General features: G+C 58.6%; 9 protein-coding genes. 6 read left to right on the top strand and 3 right to left on the bottom strand.

The annotated features are described in order from the left end of the window. Positions 1-74 precede the first annotated feature (74 nt). The 4 genes from lspA to rarD all read left to right on the top strand — a co-directional run bounded on the left by lspA (position 75) and on the right by rarD (position 3,438). The gene (gene lspA / locus ADB08_RS01735) at positions 75-644 is read left to right on the top strand and encodes a signal peptidase II (RefSeq protein ID WP_016422985.1); all 570 of its coding nucleotides are present in this window, start codon (positions 75-77) and stop codon (positions 642-644) included. A gap of 68 nt (positions 645-712) precedes the next feature. Beyond that, positions 713-1,624 carry an RluA family pseudouridine synthase gene (locus ADB08_RS01740; protein WP_042389388.1) on the top strand — a complete coding sequence of 304 codons (912 nt, stop codon included), beginning with the start codon at positions 713-715 and terminating at the stop codon, positions 1,622-1,624. Continuing rightward, positions 1,621-2,346: a hypothetical protein gene (locus tag ADB08_RS01745; protein WP_049170281.1), complete on the top strand. Its 726-nt coding sequence runs from the start codon at positions 1,621-1,623 to the stop codon at positions 2,344-2,346. Before ADB08_RS01740 ends, ADB08_RS01745 begins: the two co-directional genes overlap by 4 nt. A 123-nt stretch (positions 2,347-2,469) precedes the next feature. After that, positions 2,470-3,438: an EamA family transporter RarD gene (gene rarD, locus ADB08_RS01750; protein ID WP_048734788.1), complete on the top strand. Its 969-nt coding sequence runs from the start codon at positions 2,470-2,472 to the stop codon at positions 3,436-3,438. Here the strand turns inward: rarD and ADB08_RS01755 are convergent. The 3 genes from ADB08_RS01755 to ADB08_RS11635 all read right to left on the bottom strand — a co-directional run bounded on the left by ADB08_RS01755 (position 3,435) and on the right by ADB08_RS11635 (position 6,393). Further along, positions 3,435-4,862: a D-arabinono-1,4-lactone oxidase gene (locus tag ADB08_RS01755; RefSeq protein WP_048734784.1), complete on the bottom strand. Its 1,428-nt coding sequence runs from the start codon at positions 4,860-4,862 to the stop codon at positions 3,435-3,437. The two genes, rarD and ADB08_RS01755, sit on opposite strands and share 4 nt — an antisense overlap. Next, positions 4,859-6,148, bottom strand: coding sequence for an alanine racemase (locus ADB08_RS01760; RefSeq protein WP_049170283.1), 1,290 nt, complete (start codon positions 6,146-6,148; stop codon positions 4,859-4,861). Before ADB08_RS01760 ends, ADB08_RS01755 begins: the two co-directional genes overlap by 4 nt. A gap of 80 nt (positions 6,149-6,228) precedes the next feature. Continuing rightward, a complete protein-coding gene (locus tag ADB08_RS11635; RefSeq protein WP_016422979.1) occupies positions 6,229-6,393 on the bottom strand; it encodes a hypothetical protein in 165 nt (54 codons plus the stop codon). A gap of 243 nt (positions 6,394-6,636) precedes the next feature. On the opposite strand from ADB08_RS11635, the gene dnaE reads away from it, so the two are divergent. Further along, positions 6,637-10,194, top strand: a complete 3,558-nt coding sequence (gene dnaE / locus ADB08_RS01765) for a DNA polymerase III subunit alpha (protein WP_016422978.1) — start codon at positions 6,637-6,639, stop codon at positions 10,192-10,194. A 56-nt stretch (positions 10,195-10,250) separates the two neighbouring features. Continuing rightward, positions 10,251-11,546, top strand: a complete 1,296-nt coding sequence (gene ilvA / locus ADB08_RS01770; protein WP_016422977.1) for a threonine ammonia-lyase IlvA — start codon at positions 10,251-10,253, stop codon at positions 11,544-11,546. Positions 11,547-11,609 lie beyond the last annotated feature (63 nt).

Raw genomic sequence — 11,609 nt, forward strand, 5'->3', positions numbered from 1 at the left:
GTTTCGCGGTGGATAGGAACCACCCGGGCGGTGTCAGTTGGCTGAATATGGGTTTGTTAGGCCATTATGGGACAGTGACTAAGAAGGAAACGAGGACATATTTCCCGCGGCGGGGGATTCTCGCTGCGGTTATTGTGTCAGTTGCGATTATCGATCAGCTGACCAAGATTATCGCTTTGAAGACTCTCGATGGCCGTCCTGCGGTGCAGGTCATTGGCGATCTCTTCGAGTTGCGGCTCGTTTTTAACCCCGGTGCAGCCTTTTCCTTTGGCACGAACGCCACCTGGGTTTTTACTACGTTGCAGCTGGTTTACATCCTGGCTGTGATGTGCTTTTCCCATTGGTTGCGCAGTCCTATATCGGCGACTGCGGCGGGGCTTATTGCTGGTGGTGCGCTGGGCAACCTCATCGATAGGCTGTTTCGGGAACCCGGTTTCTACGTCGGCCACGTCGTCGATTTCCTGTCGGTTAAGGGTTTTGCCGTATTTAATATCGCGGACTCCGCGATTACTGTGGGCGTTATTATCCTCGTTATCTGGATGGTTTTTTCCAAGGAGCCGGATCTCTTCGCTGATCAGATTGCAGCGGAGAAGAAATCTTCCCAGACGGATCAGAAGCAGTCGGCGGAGGGAGGACAGCAGTGAACGACAATGCAGTAAATGGTGGTGCAGCACTCGGGGGAGCGCACCAGCCCGACCGAGAAACCCGGCAGATGCCCGTTCCACCGGGCTTGGCTGGTATGCGGGTAGACGCCGGTGTGGCTAAGTTGTTGGGGCTCTCGCGCACAGCGGTGGCTGATTTGGCAGCGGCTGGGGACATCACGGTCGATGGCGTGAGCGTTGGTAAGTCCGACCGATTGGAAGAAAACGCTTTCCTCTCTGTGTTGTTGCCGCCGGTGGAAAAGCCATTGGTTCCCAAAGAGGAACTCGTCGAGGGCATGGACGTGCTCTACCACGACTCCGATTTGGTGGCTGTTCACAAGCCTGTCGGTGTGGCCGCACATCCGTCGGTCGGTTGGGAAGGCCCAACGGTTATCGGTGGACTGGCGGCTGCTGGTTTCCGCATTTCTACCTCCGGTCCGCCCGAGCGAAAAGGCATCGTGCATCGCCTCGATGTTGGCACCTCTGGCGTGATGGTTGTCGCCTGCTCCGAACGGGGATACTCCGTGCTCAAGCGGGCGTTCAAAAACCGTGAGGTGTCCAAGACCTATCACGCTCTGGTTCAGGGGCATCCGGATCCGCTGTCGGGGACAATTGATGCGCCGATTGGCCGTCATCCTTCGGCGGGTTGGCGCTTTGCCGTCCGCCAGGATGGCAAGCATGCTGTGACGCACTACGAAACGCTTGAGGCCTTCGCCCCAGCAACGCTGCTGAAGGTGAATCTAGAGACTGGGCGCACGCACCAGATTCGCGTGCACTTCTCTGCGCTGAATCACCCATGCTGCGGCGATCCCATGTACGGTTCCGATCCGGCATTGGCCAAGCGGCTGGGGCTCAACCGCCAGTGGCTTCACGCGGTCTCGCTTGGTTTCCACCATCCGGCAGATGGGCGCTGGATGGAAATCGAATGTCCATACCCAGATGATTTGAACCACGCATTGGAAGTTTTGAGGCAGAGCGCATGACGCAGACCCCATCGGGATCCAAGAACCCACCACGCCGTGAAACTCGTGCGAAAAGCACTGGTGACGGCAGTATTTCGCCAGTGATGGCACTGATCTCTGGTTTCTGTGTTGTCGTATTGGTGATTGTTTTAGCAGTCGCTTCGACCTCCGATCGGGTAAGCAAGCCGCAAAATCTCAACGGCGATGCGCTCGGCCCGGACCCGTGGGAAGCAACCGAGCAGTACGTAGAGCGTGCCGACGAGTCCCTCGCGAATATGAAGAAAGAGGACTACCGGCTAAAGACCGGCCAGCCAGTCGTGGAGGACCCGAAGTTCTGGGCGATGGTGACTTTTGACCGGCTGCTCGATGCGCAAGAAGCGGCACAGGTCTATGAAAAAGAGCCCTCTCTGCGAGTGTCGACTGCAATCATCGGCGGTGTGAGCACCCGGTATTTGCCGCAGCCGAGTAAAACAGCGAGCGAAGAAAAGCTGCTGCAAGATCAGCTGGAGTTAGCAGCTGCTTACGCAGACGTCGCGATTGACGACGAACGGCTCGGCTTCAACGGGTTACTGGTCTATGGTGACGCTGAATCGTTGATGGATGTCAAGAAAATGCCCGATGTGAAAGCTGTCGAGGCGCTGCCATCAGATGCGGCGCGTGGCCGTTTTGGTATTCGCCCGGTGCTGAGTTCCGGCTTCACGGATAAAGATCCGCTCTTTGCGCCGGGGCTGAGCCAGAACTAAGCGGTCAGAACTAATAGAAGCCAGAACTGAGTGCCCAAATCCAAACGACTAGGATGAAGCGGCTAGAACTCTGCCGCCAGTACGCAGTCAGTTTCAACGAGAACGAAAAGGAGTCAGTCAACAGTGATTCAGGCATTCGGTGCGTACCTTTTGTGGGCGCTGTTTCCGCTCTATTTCCCCTTGCTGGAACCAGCAGGGGCCGTAGAGATTTTGGCGCACCGATTCGTCTGGACCCTTGTCTTTATGGTCATTGCCCTCAGCTTCATGCGCGCATGGCCAGAGCTGAAGGCCGCGAGTGCCAAGACCTGGGGCACTATTTTTATTGCCGCACTGTTGATCTCCGTCAACTGGGGTGTGTACGTCTACCTGGTCAACAATGGGCAGGTGGCGGAGGCCGCGCTCGGCTACTTCATCAACCCGCTGGTCAGCGTTTTGTTGGCGATGATTTTCTTCCGTGAAAGCATCTCGCGGTTGCAGCTCGGCAGTGTCATCCTGGCAACCATTGCGGTCATTGTTCTCACAATCGGTGTGGGACATCCGCCGTTGGGTGCGCTGGCGCTGGCGTTCAGTTTCGGTTTTTACGGACTAATGAAGAAGCGGGTATCGCTTTCCTCTGCAGCTTCGCTGACGGCCGAGTCCGCCGTAATCACACCGATTGCGCTGGCCTACATCCTCTGGTTGACCTACAACGGGCAGAGCACCTTTACCTCCGAAGGAACTGGTCACGTGCTGCTCATGATGAGCGCCGGTGTTGCTACCGCCATTCCGTTGCTTCTCTTCGGCGAAGGTGCCAAGCGCCTGCCGTTGGCCACATTGGGCCTGATGCAGTACCTGACTCCAGTTCTCCAAATCACCCTGGCAGTCACTGTGCTGGGCGAGCAGCTCGAACCGGAGCGCTGGATCGGGTTCTTCATCATCTGGGGTGCCGTCGCGCTGTTCATCTGCGATCTCATCCTGAAGATGCGGCGCCAGAGGCGGGTTCGCCGGGAACTCCGCAAGGCCGGTGTTGAACCGGCCGCGGTTTCCGACGATGCCGCCGACCAGACGGATGGGGCGGTTACCCGGGACGTCGTAAAGCCGGCAGATAATTAGCAGAAAAGTTCGCGCAGGTGCTCGTTGAGGAAGATTCCCTGCGGGTCGACCTTTTCCCGTAGTGCCTGGACCTCGCCGAACAGCGGATAACGTTCCGCGAAATCCTCCGCGCGGAGCGTGTGCAATTTGCCCCAGTGCGGGCGACCTTCGTGGGCCTTGAAAATCGGCTCGATGAGGTTGAAGTACTCTCGATAATTTTCCTTCCAGTAGCGGTGGATGGCGATGTAGGCACTGTCGCGACCGTACGCAGTGGATAGGGCCACATCATCGGCTTTCGCGGAGCGCACCTCGATGGGGAAGGAGACTTTCATCCTCTTGCGGGCAATCGCGTCGCGGATTTCCCCGAGGACATCGGAAGCGGCCTCGAGCGGGACGGAGTACTCCATCTCGGAAAAACGCACTCGGCGCGGCGAGACAAAGACCTTGTGCGCCTCATTGGAGTAGCTGCGCTCTGGCACGGTGTTGGTGGCAATCCGGTTGATGGTATCGGTCGTAGCGGGAATGGCCTTAGCAATCTCGCAGCACGCCAAGAGTCCCATGTTGTTGACGACTTCGTCGTTAAGATACGTACGCGCGCTGCCCAGGCGCTGCTTCAGGCTATTGCGGCTCGGGCGGCGGTGGCGCTGCGGTTCAATGCGAGTATTGTGCTTGACCAGCGTCTCGCGCTGTCCCGGGAACCAGAAAAACTCCAGGTGGTCAGCTTCTTTGCAGCGCTCGGCGAAACTCTTGCGCAGGGAATCAAACTCTTCGCGGTGCTCGTCGGCGTGCAGATCAAACGCTGGCACGACGGACATCGTGACCTCCGTAAGCACGCCGAAGACACCCAGTCCCAGCCGTCCGAGGCGGTAGAGCTCGCCGTCGATTCCCTCAGCGTCCGGATGGCAGTGCCTGACGACGCCATCCGCGGTGACAATCTTGAATCCTTTCACGGTGCCTGCGAAGCCGGTGAATCCAAGCCCGGTGCCGTGTGTGCCAGTAGAGATAGCACCGGCCAGCGACTGCGGATCGACATCGCCCTGGTTGGGAAGTGCCCAACCGAGCGGGCGCAGAATACCTGGAGTGTCGCGCAGGCGAGTGCCGGCACGCAGCGTGGCGGTCTGGTTGGCGGCGTCGAGTTCGACCAGACCAGAGCAGCGGTCGAGTTGAATGCGGTGCCCATCGGTGGTGGCCACGGAAGTAAAAGAATGACCGGCCCCTAGCGGGCGCACCGTAGTTCCTTCGGTCTTCGCCGCTTTAATTACCGAGATAACGCCCTCATCATCGTGCGGCTGATGAGTGTAGGACGGGGTGCACGATTGCGTGTGCGCCCAATTGCTCCAATGAGAGTTGGCGACGGCTTTTGCCTGCGCACGCCGACGTACGCGTGGTACGCGGGACTCAACTGTAGAGACTGTGAAGCGGGCGTTGTTGCGTGAATTGCTCATGTGAAGATCAATCCCTTTCCTCGGTACGTGGGCCAGTGGGCGATGATGGCGCCATCTCGAACTGCAATGACTTCTTGTGTGTGCTCGGCTATTTCGCCGGCCTTGGCGTGGCGGAACCACACGGGATCTCCCAGCGAAATTGCGTCGGCGGTCTTGCCGAGCAGCGGAGTCTGCACCTCACCTGGTCCTTCCTCTGCCGCGTAGCGCAGGCCAGTGGGGTACCAGGGGGTTGGCAGCCGGTCAGCTCCCGCCGGTCCAGAGGCAATTCGACCACCGCCGGACACCGTGACCACGCCCTTCTTAGGGCGTCGCGTCGCCGGCAACACAAACCAGGACGCCGGGCGCAGATTGAATGCGCGATAGTTATCGAAGAGGGTTGGTGCCAGGAACCCCGACCCCGCCGCTGCCTCGGTGACTGCGGCCTCGGCGCACGTCGACTCCAGCGACCCCGTGCCACCACCGTTGACAAACTCCAGCGGCCCCGCCACTTTCTCGACTGCAGCGACAACCTTCGCGCGGCGCTTTGCCAATTCCTTCTTTGAGACGGCCTGCATCACTCGAATTGCGCGCGCACGCAGGGAGTTTCCGGCATCGCCCACTCCGGCAATGTGTCCCTCATACATCATGATTCCCGCCAGCTGCAGCTCCGGACGGGCAATAATCTGCTTGGCAAACGCCGCTGCCTGCTTCGGCGAGAACAGGCTTGAGCGCAGCGTACCGATATGCACGCCGGGGAGGGGACGAAAGGATGCGTCGACGTCCATACACACGCGGATTGGCGCATTTTCGCTTGCCGACGACGCCAGCGCCTCTAGATGCTCGGGACGGTCAACCATGACGCAGATGGCGGCACGCGCTGCATCATCGTCGGCAAGCTCTGAGATAGCGCGGGCGTCAAGAGTTGGGTAGGCGACGACGATGTCGTCACTAATGCCTTCTCGGAATAGGTACAGCGCCTCTGCCAGTGAATATGCCAGCACGCCCTGGAAACCGGGGAAGGCCAGGACGTGCGAAATAAGCTGTGGAATGCGAATCGATTTCGAGGCCACGCGGATAGGCATCCCGTTTGCACGGCGGAGCATATCGCGGGCATTGGCTTCGACCGCCGCGAGGTCGACGACGACTGCAGGAAGGGAAGTGCAGTTAAGCAGCGTGTCGGTAGCTAGTGGCGGGCGGGCTGTCTGGGGCGTCTGTGGCGGCAGCGCTTCAGGCAGGTGAGACATCGATGTCGGAGCCGGGCGGGATGTGTCCGAGGACTCCGGGGCAGAAGCTCGAGAAAGTTTCATGCCCTAAAACGTAATCATTGAAAACCTGTACTGTCTTTGATTTTGAAAAGAAAGTCAGAATTTTCCAGGTCTGCGCCCTTTTAGACCAGCCAGCTGTAGCGGGCGGCATCCATGTTGGAGGTGATGACATCGCCATCGATGAGGTAGCCGGCAGCGACAGGGCGGCGGTCGATGGTTGCAAGAACCTCGTCAAGCTCGGGCTTGGGGAAGTAGGTGAAGTGGCCATCGGAAAGTGGTGCGAACACTGTATTGCTCCTTTGGTTCTTTGCTCGAGGGCGGTGCGTTTCTTTGTGGCCGCGAGGAAATATGAGGACTTCCTCACGAACCGTGGTGTTGAGTATTGTCAACTGGTTTTGAAAAGTAAAGGAAAAGTAAGAGTGATGTTGCACACGTCTTTAGCTATAACTGTGCAGGCATAAGGGGCTGCTTCATTTTGGGTGTTCGAAGGAATCTTGTTCAGTCCGGGGGATTGTCTACAATCTGGACTCATGGCTAACTCCTCCTTCGTGCACCTCCACAATCACACCGAGTACTCCATGCTCGACGGTATGGCGAAGATTGATTTGCTCGCCGACGAGGTTGCGCGACAGGGAATGCCTGCGGTCGGTGTCACCGACCACGGCAATATGTTTGGCTCGAATGCGTTCTATCGGCAGATGAAGTCCAAGGGCATCAAGCCAATCATCGGCATTGAGGCATATATGGCGCCGGAGAGCCGTTTTAATAAAAAGCGCATTCAGTGGGGTGAACCGCATCAGCGTCGAGACGACGTCTCGGGTCGCGGTTCCTACTTGCACCAGACCATGTTGGCTGCGAATGCGCAGGGTCTGCGGAACCTGTTCTACCTGTCGTCGATGGCATCGTATGAGGGACAAATTAGTAAGTACCCGCGTATGGATGCCGAGTTGGTGGCAGAACGCGCCGAGGGCATTATCGCGACCACTGGTTGCCCGTCGGGTGATGTGCAGACGCGTCTGCGTCTGGGGCAGTTCGACGAGGCTCTGCAGGCCGCCGGGATGTGGCAGGACATCTACGGCAAGGAAAACTACTTCCTTGAGCTGATGGATCACGGGCTGGATATTGAGACCCGTGTGCGCAGTGAGCTACTGGAGATTGGCCGGAAGCTGAACCTGCCGCCGCTGGTTACGAATGACTGCCACTATGTCACCCGTGACCAGGCCAAGGCTCACGAGGCTATGCTCTGTGTGCAGACGGGTAAGACGCTCAATGACCCGGACCGTTTTAAGTTCGACGGTGACGGCTACTTTATTAAGTCCGCCGAAGAAATGCGCGCGACCTGGGATCACCTAGTCCCGGGTGCCTGCGATAACACGCTGCTCATCGCAGAGCGCGTCGAGGACTACGACGAGCTGTGGGAGGAGCACCCGCACGATCGCATGCCGAAGGCGGACGTTCCGGAAGGGGAGACGCCGACGACATGGCTGCATCACAACGTGATGGAGGGGCTGCGCAAGCGCTTTGAAGGGCGCGAGGTACCGGAGGAGTACATCCGGCGCGCGGAGTACGAAATTGAGGTGATTGACGGTAAGGGCTACCCGTCGTACTTCCTTATCGTGGCGGAGTTGATCCGCCATGCCCGTGAGGTGGGCATCAAGGTCGGTCCGGGGCGTGGTTCCGCTGCCGGTTCTTTGGTTGCATACGCGACGTGGATCACCAATATCGACCCGATTGAGCACGGTCTTCTCTTCGAGCGATTCCTGAACCCAGAGCGCCCGTCCGCGCCGGATATCGATATCGACTTCGATGACCGCCGCCGCGATGAAATGATTCGCTACGCCGCCGATCGCTGGGGCGAAGACAAGGTGGCGCAGGTGGTCACCTTCGGTACGGTGAAGACCAAGCAGGCTCTGAAGGACTCGGCGCGTGTGCAGTTCGGTCAGCCGGGTTACCAGATTGCAGACCGCATTACTAAGGCGCTGCCACCTGCGATTATGGCTAAGGACATTCCGCTGAGCGGCATCGTCGACCCGGAGCACCCACGCTACGGCGAGGCCGCCGAGGTTCGTCAGCTTATTGAAACCGACCCGGATGTGGCTCGAATTTACGAGACGGCTCGTGGTCTCGAGGGCGTCGTTAGGCAGACCGGCGTGCACGCCTGTGCCGTGGTGATGGCGTCGGTGCCACTCTTGGATCACATCCCGATGTGGAAGCGACAGGCTGACGGCGCGATTATCACTGGCTGGGACTATCCGGCGTGTGAGGCCATCGGTCTGTTGAAGATGGACTTCCTGGGTCTTCGAAACCTGACGGTTATCGGTGACTGTATTGAGCACATCAAGTCCAACCGAGGCGAGACAGTTCTGCTCGATGACCTTCAGACCGATGATCCGAAGGTCTATGAGCTGCTGTCGCGCGGTGACACCCTCGGTGTGTTCCAGCTCGATGGTGGCGGAATGCGTGAGCTGCTCAAACGCATGCAGCCAACGGGCTTCGACGACATCGTGGCATCGCTGGCGCTGTACCGTCCGGGGCCGATGGGTGTGAACGCGCACTTTGACTACGCGGATATTAAGAATGGTCGCAAGCCTTATAACGCCATCCACGCGGAACTGGATGAGCAGCTGAAAGAAATCCTGGAAGAAACACACGGCCTGATCGTGTACCAGGAGCAGATCATGAAGATCTCGCAGAAGCTGGCGAATTACACCGCGGGCCAAGCAGATGGTTTCCGTAAGGCCATGGGTAAGAAGAAGCCCGAGGTGCTGGCCAAGGAGTTCGTGAACTTCGAAGGCGGCATGTTGGAGAATGGTTTCTCCAAGGATGCTGTCCAGAAGCTGTGGGATATTATTCTGCCCTTCGCCTCGTACGCGTTTAACAAGTCTCACGCGGCGGGCTACGGCCTGGTGTCCTACTGGACCGCGTATCTGAAGGCCAACTACACCGCTGAGTACATGGCGGCGCTGTTGACCTCGGTGGCGGATGATAAGAACAAGCTGGCTATTTATCTGTCGGACTGTCGCCACCTTGGCATTAAGGTGCTGCCGCCGGATGTCAATGAGTCGGGTATGGACTTCGAGCCGGTCGGTGAGGATATTCGCTTCGGCCTTGGCGCTATCCGCAACGTCGGCCATGATGTGGTCGCGTCGATTGTGAAGACGCGCGAGGAGAAGGGCAAGTTCACGTCGTTCTCGGACTACCTGGACAAGATTGAGACGCTGCCGTGTAACAAGCGCATCACCGAGTCGCTGATTAAGGCCGGCGCTTTCGACTCGCTGGGGCACCCACGAAAGGGCCTTGCGCTCATTCACGAAGAAGCCATTGACTCGGTGCTGTCGACCAAGAAGGCTGCAGACAAGGGACAGTTCGACCTGTTTGCGGGCTTCGGTGGGGAAGAGGACACCGGATCGGAGAGCATCTTTGAAATCCGTGTGCCGGATGAAAAGTGGGATCGCAAGCACGAGCTGACCCTGGAACGAGAAATGCTGGGCCTCTATGTCTCCGGTCATCCACTCGATGGGTTCGAAGAATCGCTGGCCGCGCAGACCGATACCGCTTTGACCACGGTCGTCGGTGGGGAAGTCGCCAACAACACCGAAATCACTATTGGTGGCATTGTCTCCAGTGTTGACCGTCGCGTGAATAAGAACGGTCAGCCCTGGGCGATTATTGGCATTGAGGACCACAACGGCGCGCGCGTGGAAGTCATGGCTTTTGCGAGGACCTACGCAATGATTGCCACCAGCATTGCTGAAGACGCCATTGTGCTTATTCGTGCTCGCGTTCAGTACCGCGATGACCGCATGAGTGTGGTCTGTGATGACCTGAAGCTGCCGGATCTTGGCCGTAATGGCTCCACTTCGGCGCCGCTGCGTCTGACCATGCGCACTGATCAGTGCACTCCGGAGATGATTGCCAAGCTGAAGTCAGTACTGCTGGACAACCCAGGCGACTCCGACGTTTACCTCAAGCTTGTCGACGGCGATTCCCACACCACTTTGGTTCTCGGCGAGCACTTGCGGGTCGACCGGGACGCCAGCTTGATTGGTGATCTGAAGGCGACGATTGGGGCCAGCATTTTGGGGTAGCTTATCGCGGCCCTGATTGTCGCAACCGGTTGTATGACCGAGTAGAGTCATAGCTCATGAGTGAGAATTCTGTGCCTGCTTCCCAGACCGAACGCCGACTTGTTCACGCGGCCGATATTCAGATTGCGCAGGCACGAATTTCTTCGGTTATTGCGGCCACTCCGCTGCAGTTCAGCCCACGTCTTTCCGAAATCACCGGTGCAAAGGTATTCCTCAAGCGGGAAGACCTCCAGGACGTGCGCTCGTACAAGATTCGCGGTGCCTACAACGCCATGGTTCAGGTTACCGACGAAGAGCGAGCAGCAGGCGTCGTTGCGGCATCTGCAGGAAACCACGCTCAAGGCGTGGCATATGCCTGCCGCCAGCTGGGTATTAAGGGGCGCATCTATGTGCCCAATGCCACGCCGAAGCAGAAGCGCGACCGTATCGCTTACCACGGCCGCGATGCCGTTGAGATTGTCGTTGTCGGGGACTCCTTCGATGAGGCCGCCGCTGCGGCGCGTGCTGACGCACAGCGCACTGGTGCCACCATGGTGGAGCCATTCGACTCCTTCAACACCATTGTCGGACAAGGCACTGTCGCAGCTGAAATTATTGCGCAGCTCTCCGGCCAGGGGTTGACTCTGGATACCATCTGCGCACCGGTCGGTGGCGGTGGTCTGCTCAGCGGTGTCACCTCTTACCTGTCGGATATGTCGCCGAACACCCAGGTCATGGGTGTGGAACCTGCGGGTGCGGCCTGCATGCGCGCAGCCCTGGAGAACAACGGCCCGATTACGCTGGGGCACACCGATCCGTTCGTCGATGGCGCCGCGGTGGCCCGTTTCGGTGACCTGCCATGGCACATCCTGGAGGCCAACCGCAACCGCGTTCATCCGATGATTGCGCCGGAGGGCGCGGTCTGTGAGGCGCAGCTGGATCTCTATCAGAACGAAGGGATCATCGCTGAGCCGGCCGGTGCGCTGTCTGTGGCAGCTCTGGAGCAGATGCAGTTTGAACCGGACGAGGTTGTTGTCTGCATCATCTCGGGCGGTAATAACGACGTGCTGCGCTATGCCGAGATCATGGAGCGCTCGCTGGTCTACCGCGGCCTCAAGCACTACTTCCTGGTCAACTTCCCGCAGAAGCCCGGCCAGCTGCGTATGTTCCTCAGCGATGTTCTCGGCCCGGATGACGACATCTCGCAGTTCGAGTACCTCAAGCGCAACAACCGCGAAACTGGCGCGGCTCTTGTCGGTATTGAGCTACGTCGTGCCTCTGACCTCGAGGAATTGCTGGCACGCATGGATGCCTCGCCGCTGAAGTGCCGCCGACTGGTACCCGGCACACCAGAGTATGACTTTTTGACCTAGACTTGCTGGGTCCAGCTGGGAAACCTCCGAGGAAGTCCTCCCAGCTCCGTTAATTAAATGAAT

It is taken from the genome of Corynebacterium sp. 239_CJEI, from assembly GCF_001055995.1.
GTDB classification, from domain to species: Bacteria; Actinomycetota; Actinomycetes; order Mycobacteriales; family Mycobacteriaceae; genus Corynebacterium; species Corynebacterium jeikeium_D.